This is a genomic window from Legionella wadsworthii DSM 21896 = ATCC 33877 (genome assembly GCF_000701265.1).
In the GTDB taxonomy this organism is placed as follows: Bacteria; Pseudomonadota; Gammaproteobacteria; order Legionellales; family Legionellaceae; genus Legionella; species Legionella wadsworthii.
Genome location: NZ_JNIA01000022.1, coordinates 41,084 through 60,710, shown reverse-complemented (window position 1 = coordinate 60,710; position 19,627 = coordinate 41,084). Strand labels below are relative to the sequence as shown.

The window sequence follows — 19,627 nt, the reverse complement described above, 5'->3', positions numbered from 1 at the left end:
ACTGCATCAAATTTCTTTCCAATATGCACCGAATAAGCGGTGATTATATATTCGTTTCGGCAATGAGTACACCGCCTGAGAAAGCATTGTACAATCAAAGTGTCATTCAGGAAAATCTTCCTGCGATTTCAATAATCTACTGATTTAAAAAGATTTTTTTAATTTTCCACGCCTCAATCTAATATAAAAAGGGTCGTTTTGGTCTACAATTAAATAAATAGGATAGTGTTTTATCATTGAGATCGTTATGCCATCAGCAAGACCACAGAACTACAGAACAAATCCTTTCCATTTATTTGGTCGCGACTTAACCATAGCAGGGATGGCTGGGCCTCATAATAATGGCAACAGAGATGAAGTGTTCGATTTTCTGAAGAATAAAGACCGCAGAGAAGTTCTCATTGGGTTGCATGAGAAAGAAGATTTTACTGATGAAGCAAATCAACATGGAATAGAGTATCTCCGTATTCCTATTATTGATTTTGCTATGACCCCAATTCCAGCTTCGATATACGATGGGATTTTCGCTGCGGTTAAAAAAGCAACAGAAGACAATAAACTGGTTGCCATTCATTGTGGTTCAGGTGATGGAAGAACCGCTACAGCAATGGCTGCTTTGAAACTTCGTGAGTTACTTGAAAAAGAAGCCAGAGCCCATCCAGAAATTCTTGATTCTCAACCTGAAAATACCGTCATGGTAAAACCTTCTACCGAAGATACTACCACTCCCTGTACACCCTTAGTGAAAGCCGCAATAGAAAGCATACGAAGTGAACGAGTTGCACCGGACATCAGCGGTATCCATGCTGTGGAAAAAGATAATGATATAGTCACATTAATTGAATATGAGAAGCACTTGCGCCAGGTTTTGAAAGCTGAGTTGAATTTAACAAATGAAAAAGAAAAAATGGCGTTAAGGGATAAAGTGGCTCAAGCACGAAATCTATTTAAAAAAATGGAATTGTTTGAAGAAAATGTAGGGGAATATAATGAATCATTAAAAGAGATGGTATCCAATCTCGAACGTTTTTTAGAAACAAATCCCATTAAAGAAGAGATTTTATTTCATATTAAAAGAATAGATGAAGCAATTGCTCCTTTACAAGAAGAATTGAGGATGTACCTAAAAACGAAATCATCAACCACAGAACATTTCCTGGCAGATCATCTTAAGAAAGAAGTTGCTTATGCACAAAAGCTAAAGGTAGACACTTCAGATGAGCGTTCAAGAGCTCATAATGATTCAATTGACACCTTACAAAGAGAGCTTCATGATTTTTTAAAAACGAAGCCATCTTTTGATGCGCTTCGTCAGTATTCAAAGCAGCTAAATGATGTAATTGAACAACATATCGATAGGAGAAAACAGATAAATACGATGCGGGAACAGCCTGATATGCATTCGGATAATCCTTCTGAAAAGAATTTCCAAGAGGAAGCAGGAAAACCCACACAGTCGGTGAAAGAACAATTGACTGGCATAAAAAATGCAGCAACACCCGGAGTTAACCCGAATCAAAACGAGGGAGAAATCACAATCCATATACCTGGTTGAATCGACCATAAAATAGGGGGCTATCATGCCTAATCCTCACTTTAATCCTAATACCCGTATAGAGTATCGGGATAAAAAAAATTACGAAGAACGCCTTAGTGAAAAGAGTGGTTACTTCTGGCATTATTTTGAAAATAAAGCACGTCGGCGAGAGCTACATGATCGATATAAGTTCCATGTGAGCTTGGATCCAAAGGAATTTGCAGATGTTGAGGATCAGGTTCACACAATACTCAATAGAGCGATAAAAAAGGGAACGATTATTACCTACAAAACCTGTGATGTCATGAGACATCATAGACAACATAAAGAAGAGACAGATCCCAATGCATTGAGACAACTCAATAATCCCTTCGTAGTCTATCTCAATGACGATCAAGCCAACAATCTTGAATACTTATCCGAAGTGACCCAATTGTGCAAAGAAATCGAAAATGTATTAACCCACTGCACACCCGGTGTGCATCGTTCAATAAGTGATTTGCCCCTTACGCCTCATATCGTATTTCGCCAAGCTATTTTAGATGGCGATGTAAATCCTGTAAAAGGTAGAGCCGAGGACGTCCCTTATAAATTAGCGTTAGGTAAAGAAGCTGAAATACTTAGAGAGCAAGGGCTGAAATCTGTTCCCTATAAGAGACTGAAAGACAATTTACGCGATTTTACTCCAGTGGACAATTTGGCAAGCAGGGCAGCGCCATCAGATCAAGCTAGGGATGGTAAAAGATTACTTGAACCAGATAAGCCCTGGATGATTCATGATTCGGACAATGAAGCGACTCGGGAAAAAAAGAACTTAATGATGGAACTGATTGAAAAAGTAGATTTCCTAGAGAATCTCTATAAAGAAATCGCTATTTTGGATGAAAATCGGAACGAATATCATGAGCCCCTCAACGAGGTTCAAAAAAATCTAGAGAAATTCCTGGATACCAATCCATCTAGAGAAGACATTCAATACCACATCAATCGTTTTGATAATGCCATCGCTCAGGTTCAAAAAGAAATAGAGGCATTCTTAAAGCCAGGTACAAAGTCCCAGTTAACCAAGGCCAATCTAAGCGCATTAAAAAATGAGAACATAAATTCGGAACAGGACGAAAATACTGGGGTTATTTTTCACCATAGGGGTATTGAATGAGTTTTTTGACATTGATTTATTACATACAGCAAGAGTGTCTTAATGAAAGTTAGGTCCATGAATCTTTGGTGTTGCGAGAAGTCCCTATTGTTCATTCATTATATTGAAAGATTGGATGTTGCATGGAACATGAATATGAACCAGAATGAATGTTTATTAATGTATTCATCGTTACCTTTGAAGTTGTAAGATGAATACATTATTCAAATGGATCTTACAATGATTTTAAGAATTGCAACAGGGCATCCCTTAAATCATTAGAAAGCTTTTGATAAGCAGCCCGGCTTGCTGCTGCATCACCATCATGCCATAAAATTGCTTCATTCAATGAGCGGGCACGACCATCATGCAAGTAAGCCTCACCACCGCTCACTCCTGCAGTTAGACCGATATTCCATAAAGGGGCTGTACGCCATTCCGCACCACTAGCATTACCTTCACTTAATGTTGAGGCAAGGCCAGGACCCATATTATGCAGAAGCATATCTGTATATGGATGAATAATTTGATTTCTCAATTCAGTCCGAGGGTGAAAGGCACTCGTGGTATAAGTAGGAGTATGACACCCGCTACATCCAGCCTCTTTAAATACTTGCTCTCCTTGTTTTACTTTAGGATCCTGGGAATTACGTTGAGCTCTTACTCCTAATAAAGAGATATAATGTGTTAATGCATCAAGATACTGGTCGGTGAGTTGTTCTCCTGTCTCTCCACAATTTGTTTGTTGGGAGCCACATTCAGGTGTGGGCCGTATCGAAGTCATGACCGCCATATCTACATTGAAAGCTTCGGCCAATTGTTGTTTCACAGTCGCCTTGCCTGCCTTCCAGCCAAATCTCCCCACGCGAGGTTCGCCTGTCACCATATCTGTAACAATGTTCATCTTTCCGCCCAAGCCTTGTGAGGTGCTTAAAGCGGCTTGCTCAGCAATAGCACTTTCAGGTATCGCTTCTAATAAACCCATTCCTACAATTTGTGGTGCAATTCGAGCGGAAAATTTTTCCGGTGTAATACCTGTAAATTGAAAGTTAGGCTGTCTTAAACCCTGAGCTTCAATCCAATTCTGAATTAAAACGGTAGCTTCTGGTGTACCACTGGTCGATCTTGGCTGCAATACTCGACCTAGTTTGGGATGAATATTGCCATTTTGATCGCCCACTTTAACGGTATAATTATTTAGTACTGTACCGGTTGCTGGCGGTAGCCCCCGACCGTTGTTTTGGTGACAGCTTACACAAGAATTATTAATATAATTACCTTTTGTTTTATTGGCTAACTCAGGAAAAGTGGGGTTAGGCTGTTCAATATGAGCACCAGTTAAGGTATTGGTATGATGAACACGTCTGCCCATCATAAACACCTGACCGTTTTTAGGTGCGGTATTTGTTGCCATTTGTTTAAAAAGATGTGTAGGTTCATTGGAGGTTTGTTGATGAATTGTTGTATTTCCACCTAATAATGCAGATACAGGAAGGGGATATGAATCCTCACGTTCAGTGGAAGGGTCCCCAAAAACACCCACTGGCATCCAGGGAGCAATTCCTTGACCAACAATATATAAATAAACAGTACCATAATAATTAGCTCTTCCTTCGGGCGGATTATCTAAAAATTGGCTCACTTCAATTTCTACACGATCTCCTTTTTGAAGGGGGCGTCTATATTTAGGATTGGTCGTAACTACTGTGGAGTATCTTAGCGGATCAGTAGGATTCCTGGTCATAAGGACGTTATGCCAATATTCAGCTACCGTATTAATTCCACGATAAAAAGCCCTGAATTCTGGAGCTCCTAAAGGCCACTCTGTTTTCACATTGAATGTTATTTTATTTCCTCCCTTAGCAACTTCATCGATAATTTCAATCTGCGCAGTTCTATGAATCCAGTAAAAACTTAAATAATGGTCATAAGCTTTAAATTCATCTTCACGCGCATGTCTATCCCTTGCCCTGTCCACAAAGCGAGTGATTAAAGAGGTAGGTGTATTTATTGTCGTTTCAGGATCTAAAACTGTATTTTCATTGTAAAGTGGGACATAATCCTGTGGTTCTGGAGGATTATCAGTAACTTCCGAGCCAAAAATTCTTAGATTCCAAATAGAGTATCCCCATTGATTTCCCGTACTGCGCTTTGTGCCATAAATACGTACATAGCGGTAAGGACCAGAAACATCTACAGTATCCGTTCGATTACCAAATACCCCGTCAGTTTTGGTAGCCAGTGTGGTCCAATTGGTATTATCTTTTGAACCCTGAATTTGATAAACTGCCGCGTTTGCTGCTTCCCAATCAATAACTACTCTCGATAAATTATAAGTTTTACCTAAGTCAGCACGTAACCAGGAAGGGTCGACACCATGTTGAGATTCCCAACGTGTATTGGGATTGTTATCAATCGCATTAGCTGCAGGCTGGAGTTCGGTGCTTGCATCTGCGCTAACAACAGGAAGTTGTGCCGCTGCAGTAGTTGTTCCATAGACTTTTAGTTCCCATATGGAATAACCCCATTTATTACCTGCACTGCGCTTCGTACCGTATACCCGTATGTAGCGATAATTGACGAAAACATCCAGGCTGTCCGTACGATTACCGAACACCCCATCGGTTTTACGAACTATGGTGGTCCATTGTGTTGCATCATTCGAACCTTGCAACTCATAAATTTCGGCATTGGCTGCTTCCCAGTCTATAGTGACATTGGATATCTGGTAAGTTTGCCCTAAATCAATTGCAATCCAGGACGGATCAATTCCCATTATTGAACCCCAACGGGTGTTAGGATTTCCATCTACTGCATTTGCAGCAGGCAAGCCTTCTGAACTTGCCCACGCATGCGCATGAAGCGCTACATTATCCAAAGCATATAGATGAGTACTTACAGTCCAAAATAATAAAATAAAATACAAAAAATGCTTTTTAAACATTAACAATTTCCTTATAGTTTGAATCGTCCATTAATTAGATAAGCAATTGATCTTTAAATGGTTTTACAATTAGATAGATTTATCACAATTTTATTCATTAGGCCAAATATTCTATAAGATTTTTTAAAACATCAGGGTGTTGAGCATTGCCTGTACGCCTTACGTGCCTCGGCTTGTCCGAGGCATCCGGTAGGGCCCAATTAAAATCACACTCTGGATGATGGTTAATGCTGAAATGACAAGCAGGTGGAGAAGCAAAGAATGCTATAGCAAAAAAGCAGCCCAAGTTAATTACAATTATAATGAACTGCTTTACGATCTCATCTTTAAAATAAACGATTGTAAACTCGGAAGACAGCCTAATCATCGAAATATAAATGCAGTCATTTAAGCAACAGGTTGTCACTCCAGGGTGAGCTTGACGGCAAGGGCTGATTAAAAATCATTCAATATAGTTAAAAAATATTCAATGAGTTTAATGAATTTACTGTAGTTTAAAATTTGTAAGGCTTGTTAATATTTCGTTAAGGAATGGCTTTTAAAATGACTCAACTGTTCAATTAATTTCCGTCCCTTGTCATGTATCGAAAAAATGAAAAATCTCAGCTCAGAGATAAAAAGGCATCTCCCCAAAAAAGTATCCCTACACCGATGATGAAATCCACCCAGCATCTGCCTCCATATACTTTATTTGCTCAAAGCATTGATGAAACGCCTTCATCAATAGATCAGCCGACTTCGGATTCATCGATATCCTCCAAAGAAGATTTGGGTAAGGTGGATGAATCCTCACAAGCTCTGTCGTTAGCCTCTTCTAAAAGAGGGGATATTAAAGGCAATGTTAAAAAGAAATCTTCCTCTTTAAAAGAAGAAGAAGATTTTGAAGAAAAAACTGATGTACCAACAGAAAGACAGTCTTATACCTCATCGCGAGGGGATATTCTAGATATTCGTAAAAATCAAAAACGGGTGCCCATCCTCTCAGTTGCACCAGCAATAAGAAGACCTGATCCAATAAGTGAAATTCGCCAGATTGCTACAGAGTTAAGGAAATCTTCCTGGTCTGATGAATTAAAAAACCAGTTGTTTTGTTTAGGAAATGTGAGTTTAAGAAAAGAAAGTTATTTTGAACAAACAAAAGACAGCAACAACTGTGTGAAAGAGTTTTTTAAAACCCTGGTCCAACAAAAGGAGATTTTAAATGAAGTTGAAAATCTCCTCCATCAAAAACAACAGTACCTTTCTAGTGGTAATGACAATGTTTGGCCGGGTTGTATTACTTTTCTGACCTGTACATTATACGATAAAAATGTCTGCTTTATTGCACTCTCCCGAGATTCTCATGGAGGTGATAAAAAACTTTTAGATTTATTAGATAATCTTGCGAAAGATTTGAATAAATATCAGAAAGCAAGAAATAGCAAATACTTTTATGCAGTTGTTATGGATACCAGCAAAAGTTTTAAACGAATAATCAATGCCTTATCCAGAAACACAAGAACTTGTGCTGAATATGATATGGGTTCATTACTGAGCAAGTTATATATGGAATATGGAGCGAGCTTACAAATTGAAGGATGCTCTAATGCATTCTTATTTAACTACAAAAAAGAAACGGAAGTTGAATATCAAAAAGACATGCGCGGTAGAACCTTGGCAAAAGTATCTGTTCGGGATGATTATAATGCTTCGGTGAATAAGCGATCCAAGAATGTTGAGCTGGCTATTGGATTTGGCCAAAAAGTAACGCTCATTCCTTGTTGTTCGGTTTGCCAAAACAATAAGTGGGTATTTCTTGCTGCATTGATCAATTTTCAGCAAGAGGGTGAAAAATTTCGCCAAGTTCAAGGAAATAATGATATAATCCCACAAAATACAACAGGCTTGGAACAAACCCCCGCCACAGAAAAGAAATCACGACGATTGTCATCCGGGATTAATGGTTTAACAGGGATTAGCATGTTTGGATTTCTGTCTGTAGTGAATCAGGATTTAATAGAACAAGAAAAGGATGACGGGGCTGAGCCAATTCCTGTTTATTCCTAAGGGCTTCAATTAACGTTTCATCATTTATTTTTTGCCATTCCTCTTCACCTGAAGTGAGGGAATGGCAATGGCAATTAATTTGAAGCAATAATTTGCACGCAACATGGTGTTATTGTTGTGGGTTCATATGATATGTCATGGAATAGTAAGTATGCCACTAAAAAACATAAAAGATTTGGATAAAGAAGGAAGATATCTGGAAATAGTGAATTTGAAAACAAAGCCTGTTTCTATTCAGGAACAAGTTGAATTGAGTTTTTATTTAGGGAAAAGTCATCTTGCTTTAGGCAATTTAGAAGAGGCTGAACTTCATCTGGTACAGGCTTTGAGTGTTACAACTCCAGAAGCTAATCTGCAAATCTATTTTCATGCCACCATATATCTTGGCGTCTGTTATTTGCGAAAGCAACATTATCCTGAGAGCATTGACCAGCTCCATAAGGCTTTAAAACTATTTGAATCAATTTCTCCGGATAAAAAAGACGAAGTGCTTATTAAATCCGGGGTTCAAATGTATTTTTATTTGTCTGAAAGTCTTAGACAAGAGTATCGATATGAAGAAGCGCTAGAGAGCTTATTTAAAGCGATAAATTTAGCCGGAGCCTCAGAAGAGTGCCCCTCTATTTTATTGCAAATAGGGATTATCTGTAATTTAGCGAAAAAATATGATGATGCAGAATTTTATTTGAATAAAGCCCTTACTTTATTTGATTGTGTGCAAGACAAATATCTCATAGCCGATATCAAGCAGCAAATTGGTTTTTCTCATCTGAAACAAAATCGTATCTCATCTGCAATAGACAACCTAAAAAATTCTTTAGCGATTTATAAGGAACTGTCAGCTCAGGAGAATAATATAGCAGATATAGCCTCTACTCAATTCATGCTGGGTATCGCATATCTACGGTTAAGAAAGTATGAAGAAGCAGACAGGAATCTGGCTGATGCTATTGATGTGTTCAGTAATCCTCAGCTAGGTATCGATGAAGTAAAAAAAGCCTGTGCATTAATAAAATGGGTAGTTCTTGATGAAAGAAAAATGCTGGAAAATTCGTTCTTTGCTACATATCAAGCAACCAGACCCTCTTTTAAAAAACTGAACTACATTCTTCATGCTATAGAGGAACTTGAAAATAAAACAGAAATATTAGGTGATAAAACCCCGCAATGCCATTAATTGTCTCGTCAAAGTAATTAGGGATTGGGGGGTAACATTTTTTTGGACCACCCAAATTAAATAAGTTGTATCTCAACAGTCATTTGGTTCGTGCTTATCCATTTTGATTAGTAAATCAGTTGACTAGGTCTTCTTATATCAGGAGATTAATCTCCTATTGTAATAATGACCCAACCTCCTTATTGGCCGTATTCCAGGGAGGGTCATCTTTAAGTTTATCAATACTTTTCTCAAAGATTCCAATTGGCATTTGTTAAGGTGCGGAGGAAGATAAAACTGCTCTTCCCTCTAAAGCGGGTTTATAATTGGGTTCTTCACTCGAGCTCAAATCAAAAAATCTAAACCCAGCTTGACTCTTTTTCGTATTCTTTTGGGAGGATTTGTCTACTGTAGGTAATCTATTTTTATTTTGTAATGAATCTGGATTAGGGCTCTGATTCATTTTTTCCACCGCGGGATTCTCCATCGGTGAGGAATTTTGATGCGCATTTTTTTTATTAAAAACAGCAGGCCAGGTAAAAGCTACCGAGACGAACACTAATACAATTGGAGACAAGATGGCCATGGTGACGGTCAATGCCAATTTTGCCCCAATTGATTCACCCAGAGTTTCACCAATATGAATTCCACTTCGTATCCCCCCGGCAACAGAATAAGCAAGGGAGTCACCGATTAAAGCACATAATTTAAGCATATTCAGGGCACCATGCTTTATCTTTTGTGCGGTTGTTTGATTTTCTTCTGGCGGCTGATAGATAGATGCAAATTTTTCTTTAAGGTCGACATAGGTTTTTGGATTAAAGACTTTATAAACTTGTGAAAAGGTATTAACAACCATAGTTGTTGAAGTACATATTCCGGCAATAAAATGGGCGAGAAGGGTTTCTGGCGTCGCGCCTACGGCATTTAAAAACTTGTTCACGCCAGACACTGTGGTAAACCAGGTGAGGGTCGCATAAACAGCTAGGAAAAGCGTACTGACAACCCCTAATAAAATACATCGCAACAAGCCATAAGGTTTTTTATAATCCTCAATAAATAAATTTTTAAATTTGGTGTAGTTTTCCCGTATACCTACAGCTTGAAACGAATAAAAAGAGATGGCGGCAATCAATGATAAACCAATGGTCGCTAGCATAACCAAAGGGTTAGAGATGAGCAGGCCTGCGCCTAAAAAAGTAAGAAGGCCTACCAGACCAGCATATCCAGAAATACCTGCTGAAATACATGCCAACAGCGTCACGATCCCAAAAAATAATTTCTGTCCTTTATCAAGGACTGTTTTTTCTTTTTCATTGTCCTCAGGAGTAGGAAATGTTTTTTGTTTGCCCGGTTGAAAGCCCGCACTATCCAGCATGGCTTTACCTCGGCTTAATAAACAGACTATCCCATTGCATAGTGAGAGTACGATTGCAAGGACGAGACTGGCGCCAAAGGGAGCGCCTAAGGTACTTAATAGCCCCAGGCAAAATACCATACAAAGGGCCATTGAAGTAACGACTTTGCCAATGACTAAGGGCACTCCTTTAATGAGCCTATTTCTATCTTGTGCAGGGGTTCTTGCAAATTCCTGACCTTTGCTGGAGAAGTGGGCAATTTGTAAGACTTCCTGCTTGGACAATCTTTTTCCACCCGCAAGTATCTCGCCCCACTTAAAGGTAAGGAAACTCCAAATATGATGGGATAATGGGCGTACCAGGATATCTGTTATTCGAAGATCCCCGTTGAGAATGGCTTTTTGGACTGTTTTCGATTCTTCTTCACTGAATTCATATTGATTGAAAGAAGCAATAATCCATTCTTTTTGCGTACGGAATTTTCTCCTTAAAACCCTAATGATTTCAGGACGCTTATAGAGCGAAAAATCGATTTGTTCTTGTTCTTGTTCTAATAGTTTTATTATTTGTTTCATCTGGACAAATTCCTTTTTAATACAAGTTGCGTAGCTTATTTATAATTTCGGAAGATTTCCATTAATTTTTTAAAAATTAATAATCAATAGGTATAAATCGTTATCATTTTCATAAGAAAGGATTTGACATACTGTCTGAGTTACATTCTAATCGTATTTTTTTATCATGATATGGACAATCATGGGATTTTTTAATTTTCTAAAACCTGCACCTTATCTTCATGAAATTCAGGATAAAACCATTGTAAAACAGCAATATCGCTATTGGCGTATTCGCACGTTTTATTCCATGTATATTGGGTATGTTTTGTTTTATTTTACGCGAAAAAGTTTTACTTTCGCGATGCCTGCATTACAAAGCGCCTTGGGAATGACCAAAACTGAATTGGGAATGATTGCTAGCATTTTGAGCTTAAGTTACGGCATCAGCAAATTTTTAAGTGGCATTCTTGGGGATAAATCAAATCCACGTTATTTAATGGCCATTGGGCTCATTTTGACAGGAATTACTAATATTTTGTTTGGGTTGTCTTCCACCTGGTGGCTTTTTGCTATTTTTTGGGGATTAAATGGCTGGTTTCAAGGCTGGGGATGGCCCGGATGTACCAAATTATTAACTCATTGGTATTCGCAATCCGAGCGAGGCCGTTGGTGGAGTATTTGGAATACATCGCATAACGTTGGGGGCGCGTTAATTCCCCTAATTGTTGCAATGTGCGCGCAGTATTTCGGTTGGCGTTCAGCCATGTTTGTTCCTGGAATCATCTGCATTGTTGGGGGTCTCTTTTTAATTAATCGTTTAAGAGATACACCGCAGTCTTTGGGTTTACCTGCTATAGAGCAACATCGGGGTGATTTTTCGGGAACCTCAAATCACCACCAGGAAAAAACAGAACTTTCAGTTAAAGAAATTCTGTGGAATTATGTATTAAGCAACCCCTATATCTGGATATTGTCTGTTTCTTATTTGTTTATTTACGTTGTAAGAACAGCCATTAATGATTGGAGCATGTTGTACCTAACAGAAGCGAAGGATTATTCCTTAATCACAGCAGGTAGTTGTGTCATATGGTTTGAGGTTGGAGGATTTTTTGGAAGTCTAACTGCCGGGTGGGCTTCTGATAAAATATTTCAAGGCAAACGCAATCCAATCAATATTCTCTTTACTGCTGGAGTATTTGTCACTTTGTTGCTGTTTACATTGACCCGGGGATATACACCATTTCTTGATTCTTTGTTTCTCTTTTTCTTTGGTTTCTTTATCTTCGGACCACAAATGATGATCGGTATGGCATGTGCCGAGTTAGCGCATAAAAAAGCTGCGGCGACTGCAACGGGTTTTGCTGGATTTTTTGCTTACTGTTTAGGTGCTATGCTGGCTGGCGCTCCTTTGGGTGCTATTATAAAAAATTATGGCTGGGATAATTTCTTCCTGACATTGTTTGTCTGCTGCTTGATTCCTCTGTTAATGATGCTGCCACTCTGGCATGTGAAATCCTATCCAAAGCAGCGCAAACCGGAATTTACAGCAAAGTCTGAATTTGCGTAGGTGAGGTCGGGTCCCTGGCCCGACGTTTCTTATTTTTCCTAATCAAAACCCTTCTCTGTACCTATGTTCAATTGGTAATCCCCCATCATTAATTTTGATAACCTCCGTTTCAATAATTCTGTTACATGTCAATCTAAGGAATCTATAGTAATAGTCTAATATATATATACAATCAGTAAAAACCATACTTGGGCAAGAAATACTGTGCAAAGAGGGAAATAATTGATAAGAGATATCGTCTTTTCTTAAGAAGGCCAATAATTTCAGGAAGATAAAAATGCTTTCTATCGGCACATGGTGGTTGTGGACATTTTTTATTGTTTTGATACTGATTGTATTAACTATTGATATTCTTCTTTTGGCTAAAAGGAAAAAAGAGCCCACGCTAAAGGAGTCTTGCATTTGGGTCGCGATCTGGGTGACTTTGGCTTTACTTTTCAACGCCTTTTTGTGGCTCTATCTATCCTATACCTATTCGAGCCATATAGCGGAACAGAAAGCCCTTGAGTTTTTTGCTGCCTATCTGATTGAAGAATCATTATCCATGGATAATATTTTTGTATTTATTATGATATTCAAATATTTTTCTATTCCTTTGCAGTATCAGCGTCGTCTACTCTTATTTGGCGTGTTAGGTGCAATCTTCATGAGAATATTACTGATTGTATTTGGAATATGGCTTATTCACAGGTTTCATTGGATTTTATATTTATTTGGCATCCTACTTATTTATTCTGCAACCAAATTCCTTACTTTGTTTAATGATGAACAATTTGTTGCCAATAATTACGTTTTAAAAACCTTAAATAAATTCTTTCCAATATCCCATAAAATCTCAGACGATCATTTTATAATTAAAAAAAATAATAGGTATTACTTAACGCCCCTGTTTGTTGCTCTTATTTTTATTGAAGTGAGCGATTTAATTTTTGCAATTGACAGCATTCCAGCAGTATTAGGGATAACTCAAGATCCTTTTATCGCGTGTTCATCAAACGCTTTTGCAATTTTGGGTTTGCGGTCGATGTATTCTATTTTGGCGCATATAGAAAATAAATTTCGTTATCTTAATTACGGATTAGCCTTGATTTTAGGTTTTATTGGAATAAAAATGCTACTGCATGATCTCGTAGATATTCCTATACTAATTACGCTTTTAATAATCATTTTGGCGATCAGTTGCACAATGATTATGAGTAAATTATGGAGAAATAAAAAAGATTGAATTATTAATCCATAAAGGTCCATATATAAGCTATATAAAAATTATTAAAAGGATATTTTAATGGAGCAATTTTTAGTCTTCGCACTGGTAGGCTTTATAGTGCAAGTCATCGATGGTGCTTTGGGAATGGCATATGGAGTCATTGTGACAGGTATTTTAGTGACTTATGGTATTCCTCCTGCAGTAGCTAGTGCCGCAGTGCATACCGCTGAGATTGTTACTACCGGTATATCGGGCTTATCTCATGCGATGTTTAAAAATATTGATTATAAATTAATTAGACAGTTAGCCATCCCCGGTGTTTTAGGAAGCATCCTTGGTGCATTTCTTCTAACCAAAGCAGCAGAAAATATAGCAAGACCTTTTATTGCGATTTACTTGATCATTACAGGGTTCTATATTTTATATCGAGCATTCCAGGGTGGAAATATCATGGAACTCATCAAAAATTTTATGGTCAAGCGTTTAAAAACAAGGCGTGCTCTCCCTTCTAATCATGCTCGTGGGTTGACCCCTCTGGGATTTTTTGGGGGGTTTTTAGATGCAGTCGGAGGAGGCGGTTGGGGCTCCATTGTTAATTCTACATTACTGATACAGGGAACCTCGCCTTCTTATACCATAGGTACAGTGAATTTGGCTGAATTTTTAATCACACTAAGTGTTTCTGCAACTTTCTTCTTTACAATTGGCATTACCCATTGGCCCATTATTCTTGGACTGATCTCGGGTGGAGCTATTGCTTCCCCTTTTGCTGCCTATCTTGCACGCCATCTTCAGCCCCGGCTCATTATGTTGTTGGCTGGAATAGCTATCACTTTACTTGGAGCATACTCAATAACTATCATGCTTATAAAATGGGTATAATGATAGGGAGTTACTTTTTTAACTTCAGGGATAATTCACATTTAACACAAGAGTTATTTCTAGAGCCCTACTGTCTATCAGAAACGGGTCAAATTTATGATGCAGATGGGATTTTCATCATGATAAATTATTGGATAAATGCCCATTAACTCAAACTCCCATTGTTGAATATCCGACACATTGCAAGGATATCGAAGTAAATTGGAACTTTGTCTTTCCAAATTTTTTGAAGCGGTGCAAATGGCTCAAAATCTAGAATCACAGAATCAGGTAAAGCTTGTATCTAAAGAAGAACGAGAAGTCATTTCAGAGGCATTTAGAAACTCTAACTTTTCACCCTCTTTTTTTACGAGCACTCTAAGTTCTAGGGAAAGCAGAAATACGCAGGCAACGTGTGTTGATAAAGAAAGCGTTCGTCCCTTTCCTTAACTAAGGTGATAATTGTAAGTCGGGTCCATGACCCGACATTTCCTGAGGGTTGCTCTTTGATTATGAACCACTTTTTTGCATGGGATCCAAGAAGAAGTGTATACTTGATTGTTTTAAATAACTAAAGTTGAGTGAAGGGACTGAATTCTTACTTAAAAGATTTTTTGTTTTGATTTCAAGTTAATTTTTCAATGACGTACATTTTTAATATTAGGGAAGAGCATGTTCTTAAAAACTGAGACCGAAACCAAAGCTAAAACTCAAATATTCACTCCATTTGATGCAATTTACTATCAAGGAGCCAATTCCACTCAAACACAGCTCTTAAATTATACTGACCAAATTGTCGAAGCTTCGACGGGCGAAATGATGTGGAGCGAAGGGCGAAATAATCTTAAACCACTTCGTATAATCTCCAATGTTCATGTTGGCCCTGAGATAGCGGATGTTAATTTGCAACCTTATGCCACGACTTTAGATTATATCAATCCATTGAAATGGGTATTTACTGCCGGTGCATGGAGTAGAAATTATTATTATGGAGTGAAAATACAACCCGCATCAAATCCGACTAAAGAGTCCGTAGCTTATCATTCACCTATCTTTCCACAAATGTCTTATGGGCAAAAGTCAGATATTGAATCCCATCATAAGAAATATTTAAGTTGGAAAGAAAATAAAACAAATGATGATTTGGTTTTAATGGGAGTTTCTCGCGGCACAGCAGCCACATTTTGTGCGTTTGCCACTTATAAATACCCTGAAGTGAAATTAGTCATTTTAGAAGGGGCAATTGATTCAATGGAAAATGTCATGAAAAACATGGCAAAACATTACGTAGGAAATGATAGAGTAGCAAACTTATGGGTATCAGGGGTACGTTCTGCTGTTACATTTTTAAGTCGGAATGGAATGTTTGGTTATAAGAACGATGGTGCATCACCACTAAGTTTAGTCGAAAATTTTCCAGAAAATATTCCTGTGGTATTTATTACTTCTAAAATAGATACTACTGTTGTACCGCAAAGTACCAGGAACATCGCCTCTGCATTGAATAATCGTGGAAAAAATGATGTTTACCTGCTCCAGTTAAAAAACTCCAGGCATCCTCTTTACGCTTATGATGACAGAGAGGATCATGATCAATATGAATCATTAATTCATGCGATCTATAAAAAATATGGTTTGAAACATGATGAGGAATTAGCAAAAAATGGTGAACATCTATTGGAAACTTGTTTATTAGAAAAACCAAATGCCAGTTTAACATTACAGTAAGAGCAAATTGCCCCAATTAAATAGCTTTCCAAAATGACATACGGCGCTACTTAGAATTTGATGCAGAAGGGCTGGGATTAATCGAGCCATTTATTCTTGCAGGAAGCTATAAATCACCTATAAGAAAATAACTCTGGGGAGGGCACATAAAGTACTACATTTTACTTTGAATTTCTTGACTCACCTCTGGAGCATGCTCCTCTTTAGGACTCTTCTTTGATGTATGGAAGAATCCACTACTTGACACATTAAAGAAGCTTTTCTTGGCTTTTAGCATATTATCCAAAGATTGATCAACAAATTTATTGATTAAATTTATCTGATCTTCTTTACTCTCTGGCAGCGGAATTTTGGTTAATTCACTGATTCTTTTAGCAGCGATTTCTATATAGGGTCTATCCAAGTATTGTTCATAAATTGAATTGTCTTCAAGAAATTTCTTTAATTCTAATATTTGAGATTCCGCTATTTTTGTAACCGCTGATCTTTGGATTTTGGAATTAGGGTCAGCCAGGGCTAAAAGACATTCGATACCGAATTTAGGACTAAAATAACTGGAGTCTCTGTTTCCTAAAAAAGAAACCATAAAATATGAGGTTGTAGCCTCGTTAAAAGGATTGGCACCGTGAGCCAGCAACACCCTTGCAATTTCTGGTTTTTCAAAAACCCTTCTTGTAAAAATTGTTTCAAAATCGTATTTACAGGCTTTATTCGGGTTTGCCCCAGCCTGCAAGATGGCAGTTATCGTACTTAGGTCACCGTATTGTAAAGCATGGTACAGGGGAGCGCGACCTGATGCATCCCATTTATTAGGACCCTTCTTAGCCAACGCTATGAGTGCATTATCATGCACTGCGACTCTATCCTTAAAATTTTTATGGAAGTTGTTAAATAGTTTTTTTACCTCTTCACCGGGGTACTTATTGATAACTTCTGCGAGTAAATTTAACTGCTCAGATATTTCAACTCGATACTGTTTAACTATAGAAGGGTTATTTTCTAAAAAAGCCTCCCATTCTTGTATTCTCTTTTCAATCTCCTCATCTGCAGGAAGGAAATTAAGGGGCATGGTAGGATCCGTTAAATCAGTCTTAGATAGAACTGCATCTATCAGCTCGCCCGTTACCTTTTCATTGGAAATCACATTTAATTCATCCTTGAACTCAATCCCGTTCTTATTCAGAATATGATTAAATTTTATAATTAAGGATTCATCTGCAAAATCTACCAGCTGACTTTCACGGGTATTCCTGTTAAAACGGTATAATGAATATCGTGCAGGAGAATTCCCTGATTCTGAAGACTTAATAAAAATTGGAATCCCATTATTTTGCTCAGAAAGCTTTTGAAGAAATTCTAATTTTTCTTGTGCGCTTTTTCCGGTTAGCTCAGGGCAATCTTCAGAAATAAAGCCAATGTCATAACTCAGGTGTCCTTTTCTTAATAATTTCGAAATAGAAGGTTCATCAAATTTTTTCTTAAGAAATTGCTCTATACTGTCTGCTTTTCTCCTTACATTAGCTAAAACAGTGTGGGATAAGCTTTCCTTTAAATCGACCTTATCACCTTTTTCGCGCTTCTCTACAGCATGTTCTAACAGATCTGCGACTATATCGCGCCCGATACCCAGCTTCCTGAACCACCGGATACCTTGCATGATAAGACGCGAAAACCTGGCGTTGTTTGCACTTAGTGTATTGTATTTGGAAGCGTGGGATGATAAATCAGGATTTGTACCAGGAGTCGCTTTGGGGACATCCCCTAATAATTTCGCGGCCTCCAAGCCATTATTAAGGCCATGCCCAACGGGATAGTTTGGGGTAAAATAAGCATCACCTATTAAATAAAACCCATGGCCATTTGCCTGGACAACTGCTTTATCTGCCTGCTTACTCCCTCCCTGGAAAGTTAAAACTTTCAAACTATTTTTTTCTGGCCGTTTCTTGCTTGAAGTGATCGTTACTTCCAGATCGCTTTCTTTAAATCCTAAATAATCTGCAGCAGATCTTCTCACATAAGCTATCGCTATATTTTGTCTCTGCTCTTTTTTTGCAGTGATTTGTTCTTTTAGATGAGCAAGTGAAGCTTGATGGAAAGAACCATTTTGTTCTTCTTCCTGCAGTTTTTTTATACCTGCATTTAAACGGCTTATTTCATTGTTTAATGTTTGTATTTCATCAAATAAATGCTTGGGTATTTCACCTATAAAACCTAATTTTACAAAAAGCTTTTTGCTTTTTTCATGGGAACGTTTATCAAATCTTAAAAAATAAAGCTGGTTTTCTGTCAATCCCTCATCGTGCTTATTCTCTAGAAAAGATGAAACGAATTCTTTTTCCGGTAATTGTATTTCCTGACCATTTTTTAATGAAATTTTGACATAAGCGCCTAAATGATAGGTACCCTCCAAATGCTGCATATCCTTAGGTGTTTTGCGTGCAATCTTTTCAGAATCTTTTAGTGTTGCATTAACCAGCTCCAGAGTAGATGAACTGGCACCATCTGCCCCAACCAAATGGCCGAAGCGGACTGATTTTTCTACACCGTTTGTACTGATGGTTGCCATTCCATTCTTAAAATCGAGTTTATCTTTTCCTTGAGGTAATGTGGTTTCATATAAAACCTCGACAGGTGCTATTGCTCCCGATTTACCCTGATTTTTGATTCGATTGAGAATGAATCTTTGAACGGTTGCAAGCTTGATTTCGGCAGAAGTACTCAAAGAATCTAAAAAAGAAATATCGCTCTCATCCAGGTGTTCTCCTTGTCCGATCATATTCATCAGTTGCGTTTTTCTAGCGGGTTCTAAAACAACTACTTGCGGTCTAATGGCTGCCGTGCTTTCAGATCTTTTTTCAATGATTAATATTTTTTTATTATTTTTTGCTGCTTCATATGCTGCAGCTAGCCCCACCGGGCCTGCACCTACAATGATCAAATCATAGGAATCTGAGGGGTTAGCATTTAGAGTGCTGTACATCTGTGAGGCTCATTAGTGACGGTATACAAAAAGTATAGACTAATTTAATCTCACATGACCTATAAGTGCACAACTAGCGTATTTATTGAGCTTTTGATCATTGCGACGGATGTAAAGTCAAATATCCTGATTCAATTCGGTAAACGGTGGTTGCTTTATGATCTGGTATATTTCCATGAGCTGAGCGGATTCATTAAGAAAACCCGTGAAAAAAGGGAGCTAATTTTTACTTGAGCATAAATTGAGACTTGATTAAAGTTGTCTTGGTGATGAAATTTACTGGTTTCAGGAGTCTTAAGATAAAAAGTAGAAAATGAGAAAACCATAAATGCTTAAGAATAAAAAATTATATCGCCAGCCAGCATATTGCTGAATATATCCGCCCATGATTGGAGCTGGTGTTAAAATGACCACAGTTGAAATCGCCAAATAGGATTTATAAACCGCCAATGTTTCTTTTTCAAAAAGATCTTGTAATATGGCCCGTGCTTAATGAGTAGCCTAGAATGCCGATAGCAAATGCTCGATTAATGACAGGCAGCTCAATA

At 37.9% G+C, this 19,627-nt stretch carries 12 protein-coding genes; 9 read left to right on the top strand and 3 right to left on the bottom strand.

The annotated features are described in order from the left end of the window. The first annotated feature begins 247 nt into the window (after nucleotides 1-247). Together BU07_RS0100840 and BU07_RS0100835 are read left to right on the top strand one after the other, a co-directional pair. The gene (locus BU07_RS0100840; RefSeq protein WP_031562695.1) at nucleotides 248-1,555 is read left to right on the top strand and encodes a protein-tyrosine phosphatase family protein; all 1,308 of its coding nucleotides are present in this window, start codon (nucleotides 248-250) and stop codon (nucleotides 1,553-1,555) included. 25 nt (nucleotides 1,556-1,580) lie between these two features. Further along, nucleotides 1,581-2,696, top strand: a complete 1,116-nt coding sequence (locus tag BU07_RS0100835) for a hypothetical protein (protein ID WP_031562693.1) — start codon at nucleotides 1,581-1,583, stop codon at nucleotides 2,694-2,696. Nucleotides 2,697-2,910: 214 nt separating this feature from the next. On the opposite strand, the gene BU07_RS16590 is transcribed toward BU07_RS0100835, so the two are convergent. Further along, on the bottom strand, nucleotides 2,911-5,619 hold the full coding sequence (locus tag BU07_RS16590; RefSeq protein WP_051635430.1) for a di-heme oxidoredictase family protein: 2,709 nt from the start codon (nucleotides 5,617-5,619) through the stop codon (nucleotides 2,911-2,913). A 651-nt stretch (nucleotides 5,620-6,270) separates the two neighbouring features. On the opposite strand from BU07_RS16590, the gene BU07_RS0100820 reads away from it, so the two are divergent. Both BU07_RS0100820 and BU07_RS0100815 read left to right on the top strand, forming a co-directional pair. Beyond that, entirely contained in the window at nucleotides 6,271-7,665 is a 1,395-nt protein-coding gene (locus BU07_RS0100820; RefSeq protein ID WP_133134441.1) for a hypothetical protein, read from the top strand. A 151-nt stretch (nucleotides 7,666-7,816) separates the two neighbouring features. Next, nucleotides 7,817-8,842 (top strand): tetratricopeptide repeat protein, encoded by a 1,026-nt coding sequence (locus BU07_RS0100815; protein ID WP_031562683.1) that lies wholly within the window; start codon nucleotides 7,817-7,819, stop codon nucleotides 8,840-8,842. Between the two features lie 253 nt (nucleotides 8,843-9,095). Here the strand turns inward: BU07_RS0100815 and BU07_RS0100810 are convergent, their stop codons facing one another. Beyond that, nucleotides 9,096-10,754 (bottom strand): hypothetical protein, encoded by a 1,659-nt coding sequence (locus BU07_RS0100810; protein ID WP_031562682.1) that lies wholly within the window; start codon nucleotides 10,752-10,754, stop codon nucleotides 9,096-9,098. A gap of 181 nt (nucleotides 10,755-10,935) precedes the next feature. Here BU07_RS0100810 and pgtP point away from each other — a divergent pair, with 181 nt between their 5' ends. The 5 genes from pgtP to BU07_RS0100790 all read left to right on the top strand — a co-directional run bounded on the left by pgtP (nucleotide 10,936) and on the right by BU07_RS0100790 (nucleotide 16,099). After that, on the top strand, nucleotides 10,936-12,303 hold the full coding sequence (gene pgtP / locus BU07_RS0100805) for an MFS transporter (RefSeq protein ID WP_031562680.1): 1,368 nt from the start codon (nucleotides 10,936-10,938) through the stop codon (nucleotides 12,301-12,303). A gap of 277 nt (nucleotides 12,304-12,580) precedes the next feature. Continuing rightward, the gene (locus BU07_RS0100800; RefSeq protein WP_031562678.1) at nucleotides 12,581-13,528 is read left to right on the top strand and encodes a TerC/Alx family metal homeostasis membrane protein; all 948 of its coding nucleotides are present in this window, start codon (nucleotides 12,581-12,583) and stop codon (nucleotides 13,526-13,528) included. A 60-nt stretch (nucleotides 13,529-13,588) separates the two neighbouring features. Continuing rightward, on the top strand, nucleotides 13,589-14,392 hold the full coding sequence (locus BU07_RS0100795; RefSeq protein ID WP_031562675.1) for a sulfite exporter TauE/SafE family protein: 804 nt from the start codon (nucleotides 13,589-13,591) through the stop codon (nucleotides 14,390-14,392). Between the two features lie 240 nt (nucleotides 14,393-14,632). Continuing rightward, nucleotides 14,633-14,821 carry a hypothetical protein gene (locus BU07_RS17340; RefSeq protein WP_133134440.1) on the top strand — a complete coding sequence of 63 codons (189 nt, stop codon included), beginning with the start codon at nucleotides 14,633-14,635 and terminating at the stop codon, nucleotides 14,819-14,821. A 222-nt stretch (nucleotides 14,822-15,043) separates the two neighbouring features. After that, the gene (locus tag BU07_RS0100790; protein ID WP_031562674.1) at nucleotides 15,044-16,099 is read left to right on the top strand and encodes a prolyl oligopeptidase family serine peptidase; all 1,056 of its coding nucleotides are present in this window, start codon (nucleotides 15,044-15,046) and stop codon (nucleotides 16,097-16,099) included. Nucleotides 16,100-16,253: 154 nt separating this feature from the next. Here BU07_RS0100790 and BU07_RS0100785 read toward each other — a convergent pair whose 3' ends face one another. Next, nucleotides 16,254-19,079, bottom strand: coding sequence for an FAD-dependent oxidoreductase (locus tag BU07_RS0100785; protein ID WP_031562672.1), 2,826 nt, complete (start codon nucleotides 19,077-19,079; stop codon nucleotides 16,254-16,256). Nucleotides 19,080-19,627 lie beyond the last annotated feature (548 nt).